The 21999-nt window shown below is 52.2% G+C and carries 21 protein-coding genes; 13 read left to right on the top strand and 8 right to left on the bottom strand.

Going from position 1 to position 21999, the window contains the following annotated elements; translation table 11 throughout:
* The first annotated feature begins 3 nt into the window (after positions 1-3).
* Genes fhuC through fhuB form a run of 3 tightly spaced genes read left to right on the top strand, consistent with a single transcriptional unit; the run spans position 4 to position 3670 of the window.
* Complete coding sequence (fhuC, locus tag WES_RS17085; protein WP_001158929.1) at positions 4-801, top strand: Fe3+-hydroxamate ABC transporter ATP-binding protein FhuC; 798 nt, start codon at positions 4-6, stop codon at positions 799-801.
* Entirely contained in the window at positions 801-1691 is an 891-nt protein-coding gene (gene fhuD / locus WES_RS17080; RefSeq protein WP_016159362.1) for a Fe(3+)-hydroxamate ABC transporter substrate-binding protein FhuD, read from the top strand. Before fhuC ends, fhuD begins: the two co-directional genes overlap by 1 nt.
* Entirely contained in the window at positions 1688-3670 is a 1983-nt protein-coding gene (fhuB, locus tag WES_RS17075; RefSeq protein ID WP_016235149.1) for a Fe(3+)-hydroxamate ABC transporter permease FhuB, read from the top strand. Before fhuD ends, fhuB begins: the two co-directional genes overlap by 4 nt.
* Before the next feature lie 34 nt (positions 3671-3704).
* Here the strand turns inward: fhuB and hemL are convergent, their stop codons facing one another.
* Entirely contained in the window at positions 3705-4985 is a 1281-nt protein-coding gene (hemL, locus tag WES_RS17070) for a glutamate-1-semialdehyde 2,1-aminomutase (RefSeq protein WP_016159359.1), read from the bottom strand.
* Positions 4986-5150: 165 nt separating this feature from the next.
* Here hemL and WES_RS24340 point away from each other — a divergent pair, with 165 nt between their 5' ends.
* The 4 genes from WES_RS24340 to erpA are packed head-to-tail and all read left to right on the top strand — an operon-like array spanning position 5151 to position 7057.
* Positions 5151-5213: a hypothetical protein gene (locus tag WES_RS24340; RefSeq protein ID WP_212741837.1), complete on the top strand. Its 63-nt coding sequence runs from the start codon at positions 5151-5153 to the stop codon at positions 5211-5213.
* Positions 5210-6631: a H(+)/Cl(-) exchange transporter ClcA gene (gene clcA, locus WES_RS17065; RefSeq protein WP_000846360.1), complete on the top strand. Its 1422-nt coding sequence runs from the start codon at positions 5210-5212 to the stop codon at positions 6629-6631. The genes WES_RS24340 and clcA overlap by 4 nt, the downstream gene beginning before the upstream one ends.
* Before the next feature lie 23 nt (positions 6632-6654).
* Entirely contained in the window at positions 6655-6720 is a 66-nt protein-coding gene (yadW, locus tag WES_RS23910) for a small protein YadW (protein ID WP_122998795.1), read from the top strand.
* Entirely contained in the window at positions 6713-7057 is a 345-nt protein-coding gene (erpA, locus tag WES_RS17060) for an iron-sulfur cluster insertion protein ErpA (protein WP_001295564.1), read from the top strand. The genes yadW and erpA overlap by 8 nt, the downstream gene beginning before the upstream one ends.
* A gap of 46 nt (positions 7058-7103) precedes the next feature.
* On the opposite strand, the gene WES_RS17055 is transcribed toward erpA, so the two are convergent.
* Genes WES_RS17055 through mtnN form a run of 3 tightly spaced genes read right to left on the bottom strand, consistent with a single transcriptional unit; the run spans position 7104 to position 9255 of the window.
* Positions 7104-7727 carry a TRIC cation channel family protein gene (locus WES_RS17055; RefSeq protein ID WP_000964220.1) on the bottom strand — a complete coding sequence of 208 codons (624 nt, stop codon included), beginning with the start codon at positions 7725-7727 and terminating at the stop codon, positions 7104-7106.
* Positions 7728-7763: 36 nt separating this feature from the next.
* On the bottom strand, positions 7764-8564 hold the full coding sequence (btuF, locus tag WES_RS17050) for a vitamin B12 ABC transporter substrate-binding protein BtuF (RefSeq protein WP_010355224.1): 801 nt from the start codon (positions 8562-8564) through the stop codon (positions 7764-7766).
* Entirely contained in the window at positions 8557-9255 is a 699-nt protein-coding gene (gene mtnN, locus WES_RS17045; protein WP_000689855.1) for a 5'-methylthioadenosine/S-adenosylhomocysteine nucleosidase, read from the bottom strand. The genes btuF and mtnN overlap by 8 nt, the downstream gene beginning before the upstream one ends.
* A gap of 83 nt (positions 9256-9338) precedes the next feature.
* Here mtnN and dgt point away from each other — a divergent pair, with 83 nt between their 5' ends.
* The 3 genes from dgt (at position 9339) to cdaR (ending at position 13721) form a co-directional block, all read left to right on the top strand.
* Positions 9339-10856 carry a dGTPase gene (gene dgt, locus WES_RS17040; RefSeq protein WP_016159358.1) on the top strand — a complete coding sequence of 506 codons (1518 nt, stop codon included), beginning with the start codon at positions 9339-9341 and terminating at the stop codon, positions 10854-10856.
* A 129-nt stretch (positions 10857-10985) separates the two neighbouring features.
* The gene (degP, locus tag WES_RS17035) at positions 10986-12410 is read left to right on the top strand and encodes a serine endoprotease DegP (RefSeq protein ID WP_000753934.1); all 1425 of its coding nucleotides are present in this window, start codon (positions 10986-10988) and stop codon (positions 12408-12410) included.
* A gap of 153 nt (positions 12411-12563) precedes the next feature.
* A complete protein-coding gene (cdaR, locus tag WES_RS17030; protein WP_000929428.1) occupies positions 12564-13721 on the top strand; it encodes a DNA-binding transcriptional regulator CdaR in 1158 nt (385 codons plus the stop codon).
* Positions 13722-13784: 63 nt separating this feature from the next.
* Here the strand turns inward: cdaR and WES_RS17025 are convergent, their stop codons facing one another.
* The 4 genes from WES_RS17025 to map form a co-directional block, all read right to left on the bottom strand.
* On the bottom strand, positions 13785-14171 hold the full coding sequence (locus tag WES_RS17025) for a DUF3461 family protein (RefSeq protein ID WP_000272188.1): 387 nt from the start codon (positions 14169-14171) through the stop codon (positions 13785-13787).
* 315 nt (positions 14172-14486) lie between these two features.
* Positions 14487-15311, bottom strand: a complete 825-nt coding sequence (gene dapD, locus WES_RS17020; RefSeq protein WP_001186663.1) for a 2,3,4,5-tetrahydropyridine-2,6-dicarboxylate N-succinyltransferase — start codon at positions 15309-15311, stop codon at positions 14487-14489.
* Between the two features lie 30 nt (positions 15312-15341).
* Positions 15342-18014 (bottom strand): bifunctional uridylyltransferase/uridylyl-removing protein GlnD, encoded by a 2673-nt coding sequence (gene glnD, locus WES_RS17015; RefSeq protein ID WP_016159357.1) that lies wholly within the window; start codon positions 18012-18014, stop codon positions 15342-15344.
* 180 nt (positions 18015-18194) lie between these two features.
* Positions 18195-18989 (bottom strand): type I methionyl aminopeptidase, encoded by a 795-nt coding sequence (gene map / locus WES_RS17010; RefSeq protein ID WP_016159356.1) that lies wholly within the window; start codon positions 18987-18989, stop codon positions 18195-18197.
* 367 nt (positions 18990-19356) lie between these two features.
* On the opposite strand from map, the gene rpsB reads away from it, so the two are divergent.
* The 3 genes from rpsB to pyrH all read left to right on the top strand — a co-directional run bounded on the left by rpsB (position 19357) and on the right by pyrH (position 21940).
* A complete protein-coding gene (gene rpsB / locus WES_RS17005; RefSeq protein WP_000246882.1) occupies positions 19357-20082 on the top strand; it encodes a 30S ribosomal protein S2 in 726 nt (241 codons plus the stop codon).
* Between the two features lie 134 nt (positions 20083-20216).
* Positions 20217-21068 (top strand): translation elongation factor Ts, encoded by an 852-nt coding sequence (gene tsf / locus WES_RS17000; protein ID WP_000818112.1) that lies wholly within the window; start codon positions 20217-20219, stop codon positions 21066-21068.
* Positions 21069-21214: 146 nt separating this feature from the next.
* Positions 21215-21940, top strand: a complete 726-nt coding sequence (pyrH, locus tag WES_RS16995) for a UMP kinase (protein WP_000224573.1) — start codon at positions 21215-21217, stop codon at positions 21938-21940.
* Positions 21941-21999 lie beyond the last annotated feature (59 nt).

Raw genomic sequence — 21999 nt, forward strand, 5'->3', positions numbered from 1 at the left:
GTTATGCAGGAATACACGAATCATTCCGATACCACTTTTGCACTGCGTAATATCTCCTTTCGTGTGCCCGGGCGCACGCTTTTGCATCCTCTGTCGTTAACCTTTCCTGCCGGGAAAGTGACCGGTCTGATTGGTCACAACGGTTCTGGTAAATCCACTCTGCTCAAAATGCTTGGCCGTCATCAGCCACCGTCGGAAGGTGAGATTCTTCTTGATGCCCAGCCGCTGGAAAGCTGGAGCAGCAAAGCCTTCGCCCGCAAAGTGGCTTATTTGCCGCAGCAGCTTCCTCCGGCAGAAGGGATGACCGTGCGTGAACTGGTGGCGATTGGTCGTTACCCGTGGCATGGCGCGCTGGGGCGCTTTGGTGCGGCAGATCGCGAAAAGGTCGAGGAAGCTATCTCGCTGGTTGGTTTAAAACCGCTGGCGCATCGTCTGGTCGATAGTCTCTCTGGCGGCGAACGTCAGCGGGCGTGGATCGCCATGCTGGTGGCGCAGGATAGCCGCTGTCTGTTGCTGGACGAACCGACCTCGGCGCTGGATATCGCGCACCAGGTTGACGTACTGGCGCTGGTGCATCGTTTAAGTCAGGAACGTGGTCTGACGGTCATTGCCGTGCTGCACGATATCAATATGGCAGCGCGTTACTGTGATTATCTGGTCGCCCTGCGCGGCGGTGAAATGATTGCTCAGGGAACGCCTGCGGAAATTATGCGTGGCGAAACCCTCGAAATGATTTATGGCATCCCGATGGGTATTTTGCCGCATCCGGCGGGTGCAGCACCTGTGAGTTTTGTTTATTAATGAGCGGCTTACCTCTTATTTCGCGCCGCCGACTGTTAACGGCGATGGCGCTTTCTCCGTTGTTATGGCAGATGAATACCGCCCGTGCGGCGGCTATTGATCCAAATCGTATTGTGGCACTGGAGTGGTTGCCGGTGGAGTTACTACTGGCGCTCGGCATCGTGCCTTACGGTGTGGCGGACACCATCAATTATCGTCTGTGGGTCAGCGAACCGCCGTTGCCGGAGTCGGTGATTGACGTTGGTTTGCGTACAGAACCTAACCTCGAACTGCTGACCGAAATGAAACCGTCGTTTATGGTCTGGTCGGCGGGATATGGTCCTTCACCAGAAATGTTGGCTCGTATTGCGCCGGGACGCGGATTTAACTTCAGCGACGGCAAACAGCCGCTGGCGATGGCGCGTAAATCGCTGACGGAAATGGCCGATTTACTTAACCTGCAAAATGCAGCAGAAACGCATTTAGCGCAATATGAAGACTTTATCCGCAGCATGAAACCCCGCTTTGTGAAGCGAGGAGCGCGTCCATTATTGCTGACAACATTGATCGATCCGCGCCATATGCTGGTCTTCGGTCCAAACAGCCTGTTCCAGGAAATTCTCGATGAATACGGCATCCCAAATGCCTGGCAGGGTGAAACCAACTTCTGGGGCAGTATCGCCGTCAGTATCGATCGTCTGGCAGCGTATAAAGACGTTGATGTGCTCTGTTTTGATCACGATAACAGCAAAGAGATGGACGCGTTAATAGCGACGCCGCTGTGGCAGGCCATGCCGTTTGTCCGTGCCGGACGCTTTCAGCGCGTACCCGCAGTCTGGTTCTATGGTGCGACGCTTTCAGCAATGCACTTTGTGCGGATTCTGGATAACGCCATTGGAGGTAAAGCGTGAGTAAACGTATTGCGCTTTTCCCGGTGTTATTGCTGGTGCTGTTGGTGATTGCCGCTGCGGCGTTGACCTGGATGAACTTCTCGCAGGCGCTGCCGCGTAGTCAGTGGGCGCAGGCTGCCTGGTCGCCGGATATCGATGTCATTGAACAGATGATTTTTCACTACAGCTTGCTGCCGCGTCTGGCTATTTCGCTGTTGGTTGGCGCAGGTCTGGGGCTGGTGGGCGTGCTGTTTCAGCAAGTGTTGCGTAACCCTTTGGCAGAACCGACCACGCTGGGCGTCGCAACGGGCGCGCAACTGGGAATTACCGTCACCACGCTCTGGGCGATCCCCGGCGCGATGGCGAGCCAGTTTGCCGCGTTGGCAGGGGCTTGTGTCGTTGGCTTAATTGTCTTTGGCGTCGCGTGGGGGAAACGGCTTTCGCCGGTAACGCTGATCCTCGCGGGGCTGGTGGTGAGCCTTTATTGTGGAGCCATCAACCAGTTACTGGTTATCTTCCATCACGACCAGTTGCAAAGCATGTTCCTGTGGAGCACCGGAACGCTGACGCAAACCGACTGGGGCGGCGTTGAGCGTTTATGGCCGCAGCTGCTGGGTGGCGTGATGCTGACGTTACTGCTATTGCGTCCGTTAACCCTGATGGGGCTTGATGATGGCGTGGCGCGCAATCTCGGGCTGGCCTTGTCGCTCGCGCGTCTGGCGGCGCTGTCGCTGGCGATTGTCATCAGTGCTCTGCTGGTGAACGCGGTAGGGATTATCGGCTTTATCGGCTTGTTCGCGCCACTGCTGGCAAAAATGCTGGGGGCGCGGCGTTTGCTGCCACGACTGCTGCTGGCGTCGCTGATTGGTGCGTTGATCCTCTGGCTTTCCGATCAAATCATCCTCTGGCTGACTCGCGTGTGGATGGAAGTTTCCACCGGATCGGTGACTGCGTTGATAGGTGCACCGCTGCTGCTGTGGCTGCTGCCCCGTTTACGCAGTATTAGCGCGCCGGATATGAAGGTGAACGATCGTGTCGCGACTGAACGCCAACATGTGCTGGCGTTTGCCCTCGCTGGCGGCGTGCTGCTGTTGATTGCAGTGGTGATGGCGTTGTCGTTTGGCCGTGATGCGCACGGCTGGTCGTGGGCGAGCGGGGCGCTGCTTGATGATTTAATGCCCTGGCGTTGGCCGCGAATTATGGCGGCGCTGTTTGCGGGCGTAATGCTGGCGGTGGCGGGCTGCATTATTCAGCGGCTGACCGGAAACCCGATGGCAAGCCCGGAAGTGCTGGGGATTAGTTCCGGTGCGGCGTTTGGTGTAGTGTTGATGCTGTTTCTGGTGCCGGGCAACGCCTTTGGCTGGCTGTTGCCTGCGGGAAGTCTCGGCGCGGCGGTGACCTTGTTAATCATTATGATCGCTGCCGGTCGCGGAGGTTTTTCCCCACACCGGATGTTGCTTGCGGGGATGGCGTTAAGCACCGCGTTCACCATGCTTTTGATGATGTTGCAGGCGAGTGGTGACCCGCGAATGGCGCAAGTGCTGACCTGGATTTCCGGTTCGACCTACAACGCGACCGATGCACAGGTCTGGCGCACCGGAATTGTGATGGTGATTTTGCTGGCGATTACCCCGCTGTGCCGCCGCTGGCTGACCATTTTGCCGCTGGGTGGCGATACCGCACGAGCTGTGGGAATGGCGCTGACGCCGACGCGAATTGCGTTGCTGATGCTGGCGGCCTGTCTGACAGCGACCGCGACGATGACTATTGGACCGTTGAGTTTTGTTGGTCTGATGGCACCGCATATCGCGCGGATGATGGGCTTTCGACGGACGATGCCGCACATTGTGATTTCGGCGTTGGTGGGAGGTTTATTGCTGGTATTCGCTGACTGGTGTGGGCGGATGGTGCTGTTTCCGTTCCAGATCCCAGCGGGGCTGCTATCGACGTTTATTGGCGCGCCGTACTTTATCTATTTGTTGAGAAAGCAGAGCCGTTAATTGAATGCCTCGCCCGGTGGGCGAGGCAAAATCATCACAATTTCGCAAACACCCGACGCGCAGCATCGATGGTGTTGTTGATATCTTCCATGCTGTGCGCCACAGACATAAAGCCCGCTTCAAACGCTGACGGTGCCAGATATACACCTTCATCCAGCATCATATGGAAGAAACGCTTAAAGCGTTCCACGTCACAGGCCATCACGTCCTGGTAGCACGTCACGGACTCGGCGTCGGTAAAGAAAATACCGAACATGCCGCCAACATGGTTAACGACCAGCGGAATTCCCGCTTCTTCTGCCGCTTCCAGCAGGCCTTCCGCCAGACGCGTGGTTAACTCGTTCAGTGTTTCGTGAACGCCCGGTTGCGCAACTTCATTCAGACAGGCGAAACCTGCTGCCATCGCAATTGGGTTACCGGAAAGCGTACCAGCCTGATAGACCGGGCCGGTCGGAGCCAGTGCATCCATTACATCACGACGACCGCCGAATGCGCCTACTGGCATCCCACCGCCGATGATTTTGCCCAGGCAGGTGAGATCCGGCACCACGCCGTAATAATCCTGTGCGCCTGCCAGCGCCACGCGGAAGCCGGTCATAACTTCATCTATGATCAGCAATGCGCCAAACTCGTCACACAGCGCGCGCAGACCCGGCAGGAACTCTGGCAGCGGAGGAACACAGTTCATGTTGCCTGCCACTGGCTCGACGATAATGCAGGCAATCTCTTGCGGATACTGTTCAAACGCGGCGCGTACAGACGCCAGATCGTTATAGGTACAGGTTAAGGTATGTTTGGCGAAATCTGCCGGAACGCCCGGAGAGTTTGGCTGACCTAACGTGAGCGCACCAGAACCGGCTTTCACCAGCAGGCAGTCAGCGTGGCCGTGGTAACAACCTTCAAATTTAATGATTTTGTCGCGACCGGTAAAACCACGCGCCAGGCGGATGGCGCTCATCGTTGCTTCGGTGCCGGAGTTCACCATGCGCACCATATCCATCGTCGGCACGAGTTCGGTCACCAGCTCCGCCATTTTTACTTCCATTTCGGTCGGCGCGCCAAAGCTCAGACCACGTTCAGCGGCTTCAATCACTGCATTGCGGATCGCCGGATGATTATGACCCAGCACCATCGGCCCCCAGGAACCGACATAATCGATATAGGCTTTGCCATCAACGTCGTACAGATAAGCACCGTCCGCTTTTTCGATAAACAGTGGAGTGCCGCCCACGCCGGTAAAGGCGCGAACAGGAGAGTTCACACCGCCAGGGATCAGCTCGCGCGCTGCGCTGTAAAGGTTTTCAGACTTACTCATGGAGGGTTCCTGATTCGTAGAAAAAGTGAATGGCTGCTATTCTATGTTATTCATAACAAGTTAAATACTCGTCAAACATCAGGTTGCTTATACTGCTGCAACCTGGATTTCTAAGAGTATAAAAGTTTTGAGTATTTGAAACATTACGCTTTGCAAAGGATTTTCATGGAACGAGCGAGTAAAATGCCGTCATCTTATTTGTATGACCAATATGTGATCATTGGATGAAAACCGAAACTCCTTCTTATGAAATACCGCAGGCCGCGCGTCTGCGACGCAGACAACTGATTCGCCAACTTCTTGAGCGCGACAAAACGCCATTAGCCATTTTGTTTATGGCGGCGGTCGTCGGCACCCTTGTCGGGCTGGCGGCAGTTGCTTTTGACAAAGGCGTCGCCTGGTTGCAAAACCAACGTATGGGCGCGCTGGTACATACCGCTGATAATTACCCACTTCTGTTAACCGTCGCTTTTCTTTGTTCGGCGGTGCTGGCAATGTTCGGCTATTTTCTGGTGCGTAAATACGCGCCCGAAGCAGGTGGTTCAGGGATTCCTGAAATTGAAGGGGCGCTGGAAGATCAACGTCCCGTTCGCTGGTGGCGTGTATTGCCGGTGAAATTCTTTGGCGGGTTGGGGACACTCGGTGGTGGCATGGTTCTTGGGCGTGAAGGACCAACCGTGCAAATCGGCGGTAACATTGGCCGTATGGTGCTTGATATTTTCCGCATGAAAGGTGATGAAGCTCGCCACACGTTGCTGGCAACCGGTGCAGCGGCTGGTCTGGCGGCGGCCTTTAACGCGCCGCTGGCGGGTATTCTATTTATTATCGAAGAGATGCGTCCGCAATTTCGCTATACGCTGATTTCGATTAAGGCTGTATTTATTGGCGTCATTATGTCGACCATTATGTACCGGATATTTAATCACGAAGTCGCGTTAATTGACGTCGGTAAACTTTCTGACGCGCCGCTCAATACGCTGTGGCTTTATCTGATCCTCGGTATTATTTTTGGTATTTTCGGCCCTATTTTTAATAAATGGGTGCTGGGGATGCAGGATTTACTGCACCGTGTGCACGGCGGCAATATCACTAAATGGGTGCTGATGGGCGGTGCGATTGGCGGTCTGTGCGGTTTGCTGGGGTTCGTTGCGCCAGAAACTTCAGGCGGCGGTTTTAACCTGATTCCTATCGCCACAGCGGGGAATTTCAGCATGGGAATGCTGATTTTTATTTTTGTCGCACGGGTGATCACTACGCTGCTTTGCTTCTCTTCCGGTGCGCCGGGCGGTATTTTCGCTCCGATGCTGGCGCTCGGTACGGTTTTGGGAACGGCATTTGGCATGGCTGCCACGGAGATATTTCCGCAATACCACCTTGAAGCAGGGACATTTGCTATTGCTGGAATGGGGGCGTTACTGGCGGCCTCTGTTCGTGCGCCGTTGACCGGGATCATCCTGGTACTTGAGATGACAGATAACTATCAGCTCATTTTGCCAATGATTATTACTGGTCTTGGCGCAACACTATTAGCACAATTTACTGGTGGGAAACCGTTATACTCGGCGATTCTTGCCCGCACGCTGGCAAAACAGGAAGCGGAGCAGCTGGCGCGAAGCAAGGCCGTGGCTGCCAGCGAGAATACTTGAACGAAATACCAGGGTATTAGATAATGGCAGTTATTATTGGGTTAGAATTTGCCCAATTGCCGATGTCGTTTGGAGCAAAATATGAGTGATGACGTAGCACTGCCGCTGGAGTTTACCGACGCAGCAGCCAACAAAGTTAAAAGCCTGATCGCTGACGAAGATAACCCGAATCTGAAATTACGCGTGTATATCACCGGTGGCGGTTGCAGCGGCTTCCAGTATGGTTTCACCTTTGATGATCAGGTGAACGAAGGCGATATGACCATCGAAAAACAGGGCGTTGGCCTGGTGGTTGACCCGATGAGCCTGCAATATCTGGTCGGCGGTTCCGTTGATTATACCGAAGGTCTGGAAGGTTCACGCTTCATCGTAACCAACCCGAATGCGAAAAGCACCTGCGGTTGCGGTTCTTCCTTCAGCATCTAATCTGCTGTTAATGTGCCGGATAAACTATCCGGCACATCTTCTCTCTTCAACGCCCATTCTCATCCAGCGCAAACGTCGGCAATTTCAGATGCCACCGAATAGCCGCCAGCCGTATCAATAGCGTTACAACCATTCCCATCATACTGGCTGTTTCCAGCGGTACGGAGAAGGTGTAATGAGCTGTAGCATGGACAATACCGCCGATAATACAGGCCGTCGCGTAGATTTCTGTGCGTAATATCATGGGGATTTCGCGCGCCAGTACATCGCGGATGATCCCGCCGCCAACGCCGGTGATCACACCCATACAAACCGCGATTAACGGACCGGCTTCCGCATTAAAGGCTTTGTTGACGCCAATACCAACGAACACTGCCAGACCAACAGCATCCAGCACTGGCAGCATCCATTTGGGTAAGCGCCTTGGCTGGCGTACCAGAACGATAGTCAGCATACTGGTCACCATCGCGACAACCAGATCGGTGGGATCTTTCACCCAAAATACCGGACCGTGATCCAGCGCCATGTCACGAATTGTCCCGCCACCTACTGCGGTAACCACGCCCAGAACCAGGACGCCAAAAGGGTCCATACGCAATTTTCCGGCCAGCAAAACGCCGGAGATGGCAAATACCGCTGTACCGACTATATCCAGCCAATAGACGAGCATTTTTCAATCCCCACTGAGCACCTGAAAGGTCAGGCGCTAATCCACTTGTGAAAGCGCATTACAGAGTTGTTGTGCAGCGAGGATAATACGTGGGCTTGCGCGTTCAAACCAGTCACTTGTGAGAGGAATAACGGGAATTTTGAGTTGTTCGCCCCAGTATTGCTTTATTTTAGGAATTTTATCCGCTCCGCCAGTGATGACAATGGCCTGCGGCGCGCGTGCTAATACTTGTTCACGGCTAACCTGCGGCCAGGGAACTCGACTGTCTTTAAAGATGTTTTCTCCGCCGCAAACTTCCAGTATCTGGTTCTGAATCGACTCTTTTCCGCTGGTGAATGGCGGATTAATGCCGAATTGTAAGAAAACACGTTTTTTCGGTTTATCAGCATATTGCGCTTTCAGTTGCGCATACTGTTCCAGTAAGGTTTGCGCGGCTTTTCCGGCCTTGTCAGGTTGCGGACTCCAGGGAGCCAGTTGACGTAACGCATCGGCAATTTGTTCAATGCTTGTCGCATCGACCCACATGACTTTTATTCCCAGCGAAGCAAGCTGGTCAACCTGCCGCTCGGCATTGCCTCCGCGCCAGGCAACCACCAAATCGGGTTTCAGCGCCACGATGCGTTCCAGATTCATCCCTTGCCAGGTGGAAACCTGCTCAATCTTCTGTGCTTCTGGCGGGTAGTCGGAATAACTGCTGACCCCTACCGGCGTGATCCCGGCGGCAAAGGCAAGTTCAGTGTTGGCGGGAGAAAGCGTGATAACGCGCGGCGCGGCGTTGAGCCACAGCGGCGCGAGAAAAGACAGGGCGACCAGCGCCCTGAACAGTGACTTAGCCATGTGCCAGTTTCTGCACCAGTGACTCAACCATCAGGCTGGACTGTTTGGCTGCAACGGCCAGAAATTCGTCGAAGCTGAGATGAGACTGTTGATCGGCCACGTCGGAGATGGCGCGTACCACCACAAACGGTACATTAAAATTGTGGCAGACATGAGCGATAGCTGTCGCTTCCATCTCTACCGCAATGGCCTGCGGGAAATTGTGGCGGATTTTCGCCAGACCAACAGAGCCGTTGATGAACGCGTCGCCGCTGACAATCAGGCCACGTACAGCGTTAAGATTCAGTTCGGCAATGCAGGACTCGGCGGCAGCGATCAGTTTATCATCAGCTTTGAAGCCTGCCGGACAGCCAGGTAACTGACCATATTCATAACCAAATGCCGTGACATCCGCGTCGTGATAGCGTGCTTCGTCAGAGACAACGATATCGCCCACTTTCAGCGTTGGCGCCAGGCCCCCTGCAGAACCGGTGTTAATAATCACATCTGGTTTGCAGTGTTCCAGCAGCAGAGTCGCACCCAGCGCCGCAGCGACTTTACCGATGCCCGATTTCAGAAGCGCAACCTCGGTTCCGTTCAGTTGACCTGTGTAGATTTCACAGCCACCCAGACGGAGAGTTTGACGGTTTTCGATTTTGTCACGCAGCAGCGTAACTTCTTCTTCCATTGCACCAATGATGCCGATTTTCATAGATTTACTCGCGATAAGCCCGATTTGAGGGCATAGTTTATCATGCGCTTACGGGGAAGCGTATTTCTCACGCGGGAGAGGACATGGCACAGATTGATTTCCGAAAAAAAATAAACTGGCATCGTCGTTATCGTTCACCGCAGGGTGTTAAAACCGAACATGAGATCTTGCGGATCTTCGAAAGCGATCGCGGACGTATTATTAACTCTCCGGCGATTCGTCGTCTGCAACAAAAGACCCAGGTTTTTCCACTTGAGCGCAATGCTGCTGTACGCACGCGTCTTACCCATTCAATGGAAGTTCAGCAGGTGGGGCGCTATATCGCCAAAGAGATTTTAAGTCGTCTGAAAGAACTTAAATTGCTGGAGGAGTACGGCCTGGATGAACTGACCGGGCCGTTTGAAAGCATTGTCGAGATGTCATGCCTGATGCACGATATCGGTAATCCACCGTTTGGTCATTTTGGCGAAGCGGCTATAAATGACTGGTTTCGCCAGCGTTTGTACCCAGCGGATGCCGAAAGTCAGCCGCTGACCGACGATCGCTGTAGCGTGACAGCGTTGCGATTGCGGGAAGGGGAGGAACAACTTAACGAGCTGCGGCGCAAAATTCGTCAGGACTTATGTCATTTTGAAGGTAATGCACAAGGTATTCGTCTGGTGCATACATTGATGCGGATGAATCTCACCTGGGCGCAGGTTGGCGGTATTTTAAAATATACTCGTCCGGCGTGGTGGCGTGGTGAAACGCCTGAGACTCACCACTATTTAATGAAAAAACCGGGCTATTATCTTTCTGAAGAAGCCTATATTGCCCGTTTGCGTAAAGAACTTAATTTGGCGATTTACAGTCGTTTTCCATTAACGTGGATTATGGAAGCAGCTGACGATATCTCTTATTGTGTGGCTGATCTTGAAGATGCGGTAGAGAAAAGAATATTTACCGTTGAGCAGCTTTATCATCATTTGCATGATGCGTGGGGTCAGCATGAGAAAGGTTCTCTGTTTGCACAAGTGGTAGAAAATGCCTGGGAAAAATCGCGCTCAAATAGTTTAAGCCGCAGTACGGAAGATCAGTTTTTTATGTATTTACGGGTGAACACCCTCAATAAGCTGGTGCCCTATGCGGCACAACGATTTATTGATAATTTGCCGACGATTTTTGCCGGAACGTTTAATCATGCCCTGTTAGAAGATGCCAGTGAATGTAGTGAACTTTTGAAGTTATATAAAAATGTCGCCGTAAAACATGTGTTTAGCCATCCAGATGTCGAGCAGCTTGAGTTGCAGGGGTATCGGGTGATTAGCGGGTTATTAGAGATTTATCGTCCTTTATTAAGCATGTCATTATCAGACTTTGCTGAACTGGTAGAAAAAGAGCGAGTAAAACGTTTCCCCATTGAATCACGCTTATTCCATAAGCTCTCAACGCGCCATCGGCTGGCCTATGTCGAGGCTGTCAGTAAATTATCGTCAGATTCTCCTGAGTTCCCGTTATGGGAATATTATTATCGTTGTCGGCTGTTACAGGATTATATCAGTGGCATGACGGACCTTTATGCGTGGGATGAATATCGGCGGCTGATGGCGGTAGAACAATAACCAGGCTTTTGTAAAGACGGACAATAAATTTTTACTTTTTGCAGAAACTTTAGTTCGGAACTTCGCGCTATAAAACGAATCTGAAGAACACAGCAATTTTGCGTTATCTGTTAATCGAGACTGAAATACATGAAAAAAACCACATTAGCACTGAGTGCACTGGCTCTGAGTTTAGGTTTGGCGTTATCTCCGCTCTCTGCAACGGCGGCTGAGACTTCTTCAGCAACGACAGCCCAGCAGATGCCAAGCCTTGCACCGATGCTCGAAAAGGTGATGCCTTCAGTGGTCAGCATTAACGTAGAAGGTAGCACAACCGTTAATACGCCGCGTATGCCGCGTAATTTCCAGCAGTTCTTCGGTGATGATTCTCCGTTCTGCCAGGACGGTTCTCCGTTCCAGAGCTCTCCGTTCTGCCAGGGCGGGCAGGGCGGTAACGGCGGCGGCCAGCAACAAAAATTTATGGCGCTGGGGTCTGGCGTTATTATTGATGCCGATAAAGGCTATGTCGTCACCAACAACCACGTTGTCGATAACGCGACAGTCATTAAAGTTCAGTTAAGTGATGGTCGTAAGTTCGACGCGAAAATGGTCGGCAAAGATCCGCGTTCTGATATCGCGCTGATCCAAATCCAGAACCCGAAAAACCTGACTGCAATTAAGATGGCGGATTCCGACGCGCTGCGCGTGGGGGATTACACCGTCGCTATCGGTAACCCGTTTGGTCTGGGCGAGACGGTAACTTCCGGTATCGTCTCTGCGTTGGGGCGTAGCGGCCTGAATGCCGAAAACTACGAAAACTTCATCCAGACCGATGCGGCGATCAACCGTGGTAACTCCGGTGGTGCGCTGGTTAACCTGAACGGCGAACTGATCGGTATCAACACCGCGATCCTCGCACCGGACGGCGGCAACATCGGTATCGGTTTTGCTATCCCGAGCAACATGGTGAAAAACCTGACCTCGCAGATGGTGGAATACGGCCAGGTGAAACGCGGTGAGCTGGGTATTATGGGAACCGAACTGAACTCCGAACTGGCGAAAGCGATGAAAGTTGACGCCCAGCGCGGTGCATTCGTAAGTCAGGTTCTGCCGAATTCTTCTGCCGCGAAAGCTGGTATTAAAGCAGGTGATGTGATCACCTCCCTGAACGGTAAGCCAATCAGCAGCTTTGCCGCGCTGCGAGCTCAGGTTGGCACTATGCCAGTGGGCAGCAAACTGACTCTGGGCTTACTGCGCGACGGTAAGCAGGTTAACGTGAACCTGGAACTGCAGCAGAGCAGCCAGAATCAGGTTGATTCCAGCTCCATCTTCAACGGCATTGAAGGCGCTGAGATGAGCAACAAAGGCAAAGATCAGGGCGTCGTCGTGAACAACGTGAAAACGGGCACCCCGGCTGCACAGATTGGCCTGAAAAAAGGTGATGTGATTATTGGCGCGAACCAGCAGGCAGTGAAAAACATCGCTGAACTGCGTAAAGTTCTCGACAGCAAACCGTCCGTGCTGGCACTGAACATTCAGCGCGGTGACAGCACCATCTACCTGTTAATGCAGTAATCTCCCTTAACCCCTTCCCGCCCAGGGAAGGGGGTCTTCATGCAATCTGTGAACTACCCCACAACTCCATATATATCTTCGTTCCTTTGGGCATTTGCACAATGCCGCGCTTCCCTCACTTCCTTATGCTAAACCGTGCACAACGGAGGGCTTATGGCTGGCTGGCATCTTGATACCAAAATGGCGCAGGACATTGTGGCGCGCACCATGCGCATTATCGATACCAATATCAATGTAATGGATGCTCGCGGGCGCATTATTGGCAGCGGCGATCGTGAACGTATTGGTGAATTGCACGAAGGTGCGTTGCTGGTACTTTCGCAGGGACGAGTAGTCGATATCGATGACGCGGTAGCACGTCATCTGCACGGTGTGCGGCAGGGGATTAATCTACCGTTACGGCTGGAAGGTGAGATTGTCGGCGTAATTGGCCTGACTGGTGAACCAGAGAATCTGCGCAAATATGGCGAACTGGTCTGTATGACGGCTGAAATGATGCTGGAACAGTCGCGGTTGATGCACCTGCTGGCGCAGGATAGCCGTTTGCGGGAAGAACTGGTGATGAACCTGATTCAGGCCGAGGAGAATACTCCCGCACTCACTGAATGGGCGCAACGGCTGGGGATCGACCTCAATCAACCGCGAGTGGTGGCTATTGTCGAGGTCGATAGCGGTCAGCTTGGCGTAGATAGCGCAATGGCGGAGTTACAGCAATTGCAAAACGCGCTGATTACACCCGAGCGTAATAATCTGGTGGCGATTGTCTCGCTGACCGAAATGGTGGTGTTGAAACCGGCGTTGAATCCGTTTGGGCGCTGGGATGCAGAAGAACATTGTAAGCGAGTTGAGCAGCTCATTACTCGTATGAAAGAGTACGGGCAGCTGCGATTTCGCGTTTCGTTGGGTAATTATTTTACCGGACCTGGCAGTATTGCTCGCTCTTACCGCACGGCGAAAACAACGATGGTGGTTGGTAAACAGCGAATGCCCGAAAATCGCTGCTATTTTTATCAGGATTTGATGCTGCCAGTCTTACTTGATAGTTTGCGCGGCGACTGGCAGGCCAACGAACTGGCGCGACCGCTGGCGCGATTGAAAGCGATGGACACTAACGGCTTGCTGCGGCGAACGCTGGCAGCGTGGTTTCGCCATAATGTGCAACCGCTGGCAACGTCAAAGGCGCTGTTTATCCATCGAAATACGCTGGAGTATCGACTTAATCGCATCTCTGAATTAACCGGGCTGGATTTGGGCAATTTTGATGACAGGTTGCTGCTGTATGTGGCGCTGCAACTGGATGAAGAGCGGTAGGTTCATAACAAAATTAAAGCCGGGTGATACTTTACCCGGCTCGCAGAATGACATCAGTTACTATTATTTGCGTGTCAGCTTTTCCAGATCCGCTTCAATCTCACTGATCTTATTGGTTACCACTGACTCCAGGTGACGCAAGTCATCGAGGATCTTACGCTTAAGATCAACTTCGCTACGGTCACGCTGGCAGATTTGATCAAGCTCATCAATGATATAACGAAGATTCGGGCTGATTTCCTGCACTTCTTTATAACCCTGACCCACACCATCGGCGACCACCGTTTTGCGCTGACGCGGATATTTAAACTTCACGCTCTTGGCGAAAAACTCACCTTTGTCTTTCTGAAAATAGATTTTCAGAATATCGTTGTTGGCTTCCTGCCGGAGGCTGTAACGATCAATTTCTTCAGGATTGGTAATACCCAGACTTTTCAGATTGTCGTACATAGCGTTACCTCAAAATGAGTCAGTAAATTGTGCTTATTTTAGCATTTGGCCTGGCCCGCCCGGCTCGACTGTGATCGCAGAAAGCCTTTTTCTTCCAGACTTCTATCATGGCGTAAAAATCAAAAAATTACCTGCTTTATTCTGGCGATATTCCATGGGATGGATTAGCACATTTATCTTCGTTTTGCGAATTACATTACAGTCCGAAACAAGATGAAAAAGTATTTAAAAAAGGGGGGGAGGAAGAATGAGTAGGACGAATTATTCTGAGCCAGAAAGCACACGGGCAGCATCATGCTGCCCGTGTACGTACTCTTAATCGATGGTACGCAGCAGTTCGTTAATGCCGACTTTGCCGCGAGTTTTCGCGTCAACTTTCTTAACGATAACCGCACAGTAGAGGCTGTATTTGCCATCTTTCGACGGCAGGTTGCCAGAAACAACCACAGAACCTGCCGGAACGCGGCCGTAGTGGATTTCGCCGGTTTCACGGTCGTAAATACGGGTGCTCTGACCGATATATACACCCATGGAAATGACGGAGCCTTCTTCGACAATCACCCCTTCAACCACTTCAGAGCGTGCGCCGATGAAGCAGTTATCTTCAATAATGGTCGGGTTAGCCTGCAGCGGCTCCAGCACGCCGCCGATACCCACGCCACCGGAAAGGTGGACGTTTTTACCAATCTGCGCACAGGAACCGACGGTCGCCCAGGTATCAACCATGGTGCCTTCATCAACGTATGCGCCGATGTTGACGTAAGACGGCATCAGCACGGTGTTACGGGCAATAAACGCACCCTGACGCACTGCCGCTGGCGGTACTACGCGGAAACCTTCTTTCTGGAAACGCGCTTCGTCGTAGTTGGCGAATTTCATCGGCACTTTATCGAAGTAGCGGCTTTCTGCCCCTTCGATCACCTGATTATCATTAATACGGAAAGAGAGCAGCACCGCTTTTTTCAACCACTGATGCGTCACCCACTGACCGTCGATTTTTTCCGCAACACGCAGAGCGCCGGAGTCCAGCAGCGAGATCACCTGATTTACCGCTTCGCGGGTAACGGTGTCTGCATTGGCTGGCGTGATTTCGGCACGGCGTTCAAAAGCGGTTTCAATAATGTTCTGTAACTGCTGCATTGTTAAACTCTTTTCATATCAGTAAACACATCACCCTTTATCGTTTGGATTGAGGGCCTCTGTCAACCGCTGATGCACTTCCTGCTGCAACTCATTATTAAGTGCACGTCGGTCGGCGGTGGCGATTATGAATAAATCTTCTACTCGCTCACCAATAGTTGTAATTCGGGCGCCATGAAGCGAAATTCCCAGATCGGCAAAAATTTTCCCCACCCTCGCCAGCAGTCCTGGCTGGTCGAGCGCGATAAGCTCAAGGAACGATTTGCGGTCGGTATGGGTTGGCAAAAACGTCACTTCGGTTTCAACAGTAAAGTGACGTAGTTTAGCCGGTTGACGACGCGGCTGTGGTGGCTGCCAGCTACTTTGTGTCAGTACTTGCTCCAGACCAAACCGAATAACCTCATGACGATCTGCGGATAGCGGGCTACCATCGGGTTCCAGCACGATGAAGGTATCCATCGCCATACCGTCGCGAGTGGTGAAAATTTGTGCGTCGTGGACACTTAAATTGCGGCGGTCTAATTCGGCACAGACGGCGGCAAACAGATAGGGGCGGTCCGGGCTCCAGATAAAAATCTCGGTGCCGCCGCGCGTAGCCTGTGGGCTAAGTAATACCAGTGGCTTGCTTAAATCATGCTGTAATAAATGGCGAGCGTGCCAGGCCAGTTGATTTGGACTATGGCGGACAAAATAGTTAGCGCGACAGCGAGACCAGATCTGGTGTAGCGCCTCTTCGTCGATATTGTCCATACGCAGCAGCGCCAGTGCCTGAAGCTGGTGATGGCGAACCCGTTCGCGCATATCTGGCGTGTTTTGCATTCCGCGTCGTAGCTGTTTTTCGGTGGCAAAATAGAGTTCGCGCAACAGACTTTGCTTCCAGCTATTCCACAGTGTTTCGTTAGTGGCGCAAATATCGGCTACCGTTAAACAGACCAGAAAACGCAGTCGATTTTCCGTTTGTACTTCTTCGGCGAATTGTTTGATGACTTCCGGATCCTGAATATCGCGGCGCTGGGCGGTGACCGACATCAGCAAGTGCTGGCGAACCAGCCAGGCGACCAGTTGCGTTTCGCGTGAGTTCAGACCGTGGAGTTCGGCAAAATGCACCACGTCTTGTGCGCCGAGTATGGAGTGGTCGCCGCCGCGCCCTTTGGCGATATCGTGAAACAGTGCGGCGATGAAAATCAGCTCCGGTGACGGCAGGCGCGGCCAGACGTCCACACACAACGGATGGCGCTGGCGCGTTTCTTCACTGGCAAAACTCTCCAGTTTCAACATCACGCGAATGGTATGTTCATCCACTGTGTAAGCGTGGAACAGGTCAAACTGCATCTGCCCGACGATATGCGACCATTGCGGCATATAGGCGCCCAGCACGCTATGGCGATGCATCGGCAGTAACCCGCGACGCATTGCGCCGGGGTGACGCAGAATGCTCAAAAATAGCTTTCGCGCTTCAGGAATGTTGCACAGTGGTTGTTGCAGATGACGGCGGGCGTGACGTAACTGGCGCAGCGTGGTGGAGTAAATGCCGGTGATCGCGCTATTACGCACCATGGTGTAGAACATACGCAAGATGGCTTCTGGCTGGCGCATAAACAGCGTTTCATCGCGCAGGTCGATAAGCGTACCGCGTAGCTGAAACTCATCGTCAATCGGACGGGGCTTTTCGTCGGCGGGAAGGGCGAGGATGGCTTCATCGAACAGTTGCAGCAGCATCTGGTTGAGTTCACTGACGCGGCGTGTAACGCGGAAGTAATCCTTCATCATCCGCTCGACCGGTTCGTTACCTTCACCACTGTAATTCAGACGCTGGGCGACGCTAAGCTGGCGATCAAACAACAGGCGGTTATCGTAACGGCTGACGACCAGATGCAGGGCAAAGCGAATACGCCACAAAATATGCAGGCACTCGTTTAATTCTGCTCGTTCCGCTGAGGTTAAGAAGCCAAACCCGACCATTTCATCCAGCGATGTTGCGCCAAAATGGCGGCGGGCCACCCACTGTAAAGTGTGTATATCACGTAAGCCACCGGGGCTGCTTTTGATGTCTGGCTCAAGGTTGTAGCTGGTTCCGTGGTAACGCTGATGGCGCTGGTTCTGTTCTTCAACTTTCGCCGCGTAGAACTTGTCGGAAGGCCAGAATCCTTCGCTGAAAATGTGTTTTTGCAGTTCGAGAAATAGCGCCACATCGCCAATCAACAGGCGTGATTCAATTAAATTGGTGGCGACGGTTAAATCCGATAACCCTTCCAGGATGCATTCTTCAAGCGTACGTACGCTATGACCAACTTCCAGTTTCACATCCCAGAGCAGCGTTAACAGCTCGCCTACTTTTTGTGCCTGGTCGTCCGGGAGTTTCTTACGGCTTAAGATCAGTAAATCGACGTCTGAAAGCGGATGCAGCTCGCCACGACCATAGCCACCGACAGCGACCAGCGCCAGGTCGGCAATCTGGCTGAAACCGGCTTCAATCCATAACCGTTGCAGGAGTTGGTCGGTAAACTCGGTACGGGCTTCAATCAATTGTTCTGCGGAGATCCCGCTATCAAAGGCATCGCCCAGCCAACGCTGGAAGGTATCAATATGGGCTTTTATCCCAGAGACGGTTAATTCGTCACGGGGCCAGACGCATGGATTTTGCGGTTGACCGGGCAGGGTGGGGAGAGCGGTATTTGCGTACTGTTCTGGAAGGGTATTCATTGTGCGCCACCCATAGGATTAAATTATCGCATTAAAAAAGCCGGCATTCGCCGGCTTCAGATTGTTGACAAAGTACGCTTTGTTCATGCCGGGTGCTCCAGCCTACAACTCCTTGCAAATGGAGAAGGTAGGCCTCCTGATAAGCGTTGCACATCAGGCATTTTTGCGTTTGTCTGCCTCTTATTCGTCGTGCGAGATTATCGCCGGGATGGTGTCATCCTTGCGTAGCGTCAGAATTTCGCAGCCGTTATCAGTCACCACAATAGTATGCTCGTATTGTGCAGACAAGCTGCGATCTTTGGTTTTTACCGTCCAGCCATCTTTCATGGTGCGGATCTCTTTTTTACCCGCGTTGACCATTGGCTCGATGGTGAACGTCATCCCCGGTTTCAGCACGACATTGGTTTCAGGAGAGTCATAGTGCAGCACCTGCGGTTCTTCATGGAAGCCGCGACCAATACCGTGACCGCAATATTCTCGAACGACGGAGAAGCCTTCTGCTTCGACAAATTTCTGAATCGCCGCGCCGATTTCGCGCAAATTGATGCCTGGTTTTACCATACGCAGCGCCAGGTACAGGCTCTCTTGCGTGATGCGGCACAGGCGTTCTCCCATGATGGTTGGCTTACCGACGATAAACATTTTCGAGGTGTCGCCGTGGAAACCGTCTTTAATTACGGTGACGTCAATGTTAACGATATCGCCGTCTTTCAGCAGCTTGGCGTCGTCCGGGATACCGTGGCACACCACTTCATTAATAGAGATGCAAACGGATTTCGGATAACCGTGATAGCCGAGGCAGGCAGAAACCGCGTGTTGTTTATTCACAATGTAATCATTACAGATGCGATCCAGCTCGCCGGTGCTGACGCCCGGTTTAACATAGGGTTCGATCATTTCCAGCACTTCGGCAGCCAGGCGGCCAGCGACGCGCATTTTTTCGATATCTTCAGGGGTCTTGATTGAGATAGCCATTAATTCTGTCCATCAGCGTCGGTGATACCGACAATATATATGTAAGTGCTGTCAATGGTATCACACCCTGTCAAATTGAGAATCATTCTGAACTTCGCGAAACGTGCCACCGAGGGTTTTCTATAATAGAAAATTCAGCGTCTGATGCTGTACACGGCGCCAACAATTATTGGAGTCCACGGCGTATTTGTGGTATAAAGCGCGCCGGACTTCCGATCCATTTCGTATACACAGACTGGACGGAAGCGACAATCTCACTTTGTGTAACAACACACACGTATCGGCACATATTCCGGGGTGCCCTTTGGGGTCGGTAATATGGGATACGTGGAGGCATAACCCCAACTTTTATATAGAGGTTTTAATCATGGCAACTGTTTCCATGCGCGACATGCTCAAGGCTGGTGTTCACTTTGGTCACCAGACCCGTTACTGGAACCCGAAAATGAAGCCGTTCATCTTCGGTGCGCGTAACAAAGTTCACATCATCAACCTTGAGAAAACTGTACCGATGTTCAACGAAGCTCTGGCTGAACTGAACAAGATTGCTTCTCGCAAAGGTAAAATCCTTTTCGTTGGTACTAAACGCGCTGCAAGCGAAGCGGTGAAAGACGCTGCTCTGAGCTGCGACCAGTTCTTCGTGAACCATCGCTGGCTGGGCGGTATGCTGACTAACTGGAAAACCGTTCGTCAGTCCATCAAACGTCTGAAAGACCTGGAAACTCAGTCTCAGGACGGTACTTTCGACAAGCTGACCAAGAAAGAAGCGCTGATGCGCACTCGTGAGCTGGAGAAACTGGAAAACAGCCTGGGCGGTATCAAAGACATGGGCGGTCTGCCGGACGCTCTGTTTGTAATCGATGCTGACCACGAACACATTGCTATCAAAGAAGCAAACAACCTGGGTATTCCGGTATTTGCTATCGTTGATACCAACTCTGATCCGGACGGTGTTGACTTCGTTATCCCGGGTAACGACGACGCAATCCGTGCTGTGACCCTGTACCTGGGCGCTGTTGCTGCAACCGTACGTGAAGGCCGTTCTCAGGATCTGGCTTCCCAGGCGGAAGAAAGCTTCGTAGAAGCTGAGTAATAAGGCACGCTCGTACGAGCCCTTATAGACCAGGTAGTACACGTTTGGTTAGGGGGCCTGCATATGGCCCCCTTTTTCACTTTTATATCTGTGCGGTTTAATGCCGGGCAGATCACATCTCCGAGGATTTTAGAATGGCTGAAATTACCGCATCCCTGGTAAAAGAGCTGCGTGAGCGTACTGGCGCAGGCATGATGGATTGCAAAAAAGCACTGACTGAAGCTAACGGCGACATCGAGCTGGCAATCGAAAACATGCGTAAGTCCGGTGCTATCAAAGCAGCGAAAAAAGCAGGCAACGTTGCTGCTGACGGCGTGATCAAAACCAAAATCGACGGCAACTACGGCATCATTCTGGAAGTTAACTGCCAGACTGACTTCGTAGCAAAAGACGCTGGTTTCCAGGCGTTCGCAGACAAAGTTCTGGACGCAGCTGTAGCTGGCAAAATCACTGACGTTGAAGTTCTGAAAGCACAGTTCGAAGAAGAACGCGTTGCGCTGGTAGCGAAAATCGGTGAAAACATCAACATTCGCCGCGTTGCTGCGCTGGAAGGCGACGTTCTGGGTTCTTATCAGCACGGTGCGCGTATCGGCGTTCTGGTTGCTGCTAAAGGCGCTGACGAAGAGCTGGTTAAACACATCGCTATGCACGTTGCTGCAAGCAAGCCGGAATTCATCAAGCCGGAAGACGTATCTGCTGAAGTGGTAGAGAAAGAATACCAGGTACAGCTGGATATCGCGATGCAGTCTGGTAAGCCGAAAGAAATCGCAGAGAAAATGGTTGAAGGCCGCATGAAGAAATTCACCGGCGAAGTTTCTCTGACCGGTCAGCCGTTCGTAATGGAACCGGCAAAAACTGTTGGTCAGCTGCTGAAAGAGCATAACGCTGAAGTGACTGGCTTCATCCGCTTCGAAGTGGGTGAAGGCATCGAGAAAGTTGAGACTGACTTTGCAGCAGAAGTTGCTGCGATGTCCAAGCAGTCTTAATTATCGAAAAGGAGCCGCCTGAGGGCGGCTTCTTTTTGCGCCCATCTTGTAAATTCAGCTAACCCTTATGGGGCTGCGCTGAAAAGCGACGTACAATGTCGCTAGTATTAATTCATTTCAATCGTTGACAGTCTCAGGAAAGAAACATGGCTACCAATGCAAAACCCGTCTATAAACGCATTCTGCTTAAGTTGAGTGGCGAAGCTCTGCAGGGCACTGAAGGCTTCGGTATTGATGCAAGCATACTGGATCGCATGGCTCAGGAAATCAAAGAACTGGTTGAACTGGGTATTCAGGTTGGTGTGGTGATTGGTGGGGGTAACCTGTTCCGTGGCGCTGGTCTGGCGAAAGCGGGTATGAACCGCGTTGTGGGCGACCACATGGGGATGCTGGCTACCGTAATGAACGGTCTGGCAATGCGTGATGCACTGCACCGCGCCTATGTGAACGCTCGTCTGATGTCCGCTATTCCATTGAATGGCGTATGCGACAGCTACAGCTGGGCAGAAGCTATCAGTCTGTTGCGCAACAACCGTGTGGTGATCCTCTCCGCCGGTACTGGTAATCCATTCTTTACCACTGACTCCGCAGCTTGCCTGCGTGGTATCGAAATTGAAGCCGATGTGGTGCTGAAAGCAACCAAAGTTGACGGTGTGTTTACCGCTGACCCGGCGAAAGATCCAACTGCAACTATGTACGAGCAGCTGACCTACAGTGAAGTTCTGGAAAAAGAGCTGAAAGTAATGGACCTGGCGGCCTTCACGCTGGCTCGTGACCACAAATTACCGATTCGTGTTTTCAACATGAATAAACCGGGTGCGCTGCGCCGTGTGGTAATGGGTGAAAAAGAAGGGACTTTAATCACGGAATAATTCCCGTGATGGATAAATAAGGGTAAGATTCCGCATAAGTATCGCGGGGGCGTAAGTCT

The organism is Escherichia sp. KTE31, from assembly GCF_000407925.1.
GTDB classification, from domain to species: domain Bacteria; phylum Pseudomonadota; class Gammaproteobacteria; order Enterobacterales; family Enterobacteriaceae; genus Escherichia; species Escherichia ruysiae.

Coding starts and splice junctions, on each gene's coding strand:
- fhuC (WP_001158929.1), top strand. CDS start 4: ATGCAGGAATACACGAATCATTCCGATACCACTTTTGCACTGCGTAAT.
- fhuD (WP_016159362.1), top strand. CDS start 801: ATGAGCGGCTTACCTCTTATTTCGCGCCGCCGACTGTTAACGGCGATG.
- hemL (WP_016159359.1), bottom strand. CDS start 4,985: ATGAGTAAGTCTGAAAACCTTTACAGCGCAGCGCGCGAGCTGATCCCT.
- clcA (WP_000846360.1), top strand. CDS start 5,210: ATGAAAACCGAAACTCCTTCTTATGAAATACCGCAGGCCGCGCGTCTG.
- erpA (WP_001295564.1), top strand. CDS start 6,713: ATGAGTGATGACGTAGCACTGCCGCTGGAGTTTACCGACGCAGCAGCC.
- WES_RS17055 (WP_000964220.1), bottom strand. CDS start 7,727: ATGCTCGTCTATTGGCTGGATATAGTCGGTACAGCGGTATTTGCCATC.
- btuF (WP_010355224.1), bottom strand. CDS start 8,564: ATGGCTAAGTCACTGTTCAGGGCGCTGGTCGCCCTGTCTTTTCTCGCG.
- mtnN (WP_000689855.1), bottom strand. CDS start 9,255: ATGAAAATCGGCATCATTGGTGCAATGGAAGAAGAAGTTACGCTGCTG.
- dgt (WP_016159358.1), top strand. CDS start 9,339: ATGGCACAGATTGATTTCCGAAAAAAAATAAACTGGCATCGTCGTTAT.
- degP (WP_000753934.1), top strand. CDS start 10,986: ATGAAAAAAACCACATTAGCACTGAGTGCACTGGCTCTGAGTTTAGGT.
- cdaR (WP_000929428.1), top strand. CDS start 12,564: ATGGCTGGCTGGCATCTTGATACCAAAATGGCGCAGGACATTGTGGCG.
- WES_RS17025 (WP_000272188.1), bottom strand. CDS start 14,171: ATGTACGACAATCTGAAAAGTCTGGGTATTACCAATCCTGAAGAAATT.
- dapD (WP_001186663.1), bottom strand. CDS start 15,311: ATGCAGCAGTTACAGAACATTATTGAAACCGCTTTTGAACGCCGTGCC.
- glnD (WP_016159357.1), bottom strand. CDS start 18,014: ATGAATACCCTTCCAGAACAGTACGCAAATACCGCTCTCCCCACCCTG.
- map (WP_016159356.1), bottom strand. CDS start 18,989: ATGGCTATCTCAATCAAGACCCCTGAAGATATCGAAAAAATGCGCGTC.
- rpsB (WP_000246882.1), top strand. CDS start 19,357: ATGGCAACTGTTTCCATGCGCGACATGCTCAAGGCTGGTGTTCACTTT.
- tsf (WP_000818112.1), top strand. CDS start 20,217: ATGGCTGAAATTACCGCATCCCTGGTAAAAGAGCTGCGTGAGCGTACT.
- pyrH (WP_000224573.1), top strand. CDS start 21,215: ATGGCTACCAATGCAAAACCCGTCTATAAACGCATTCTGCTTAAGTTG.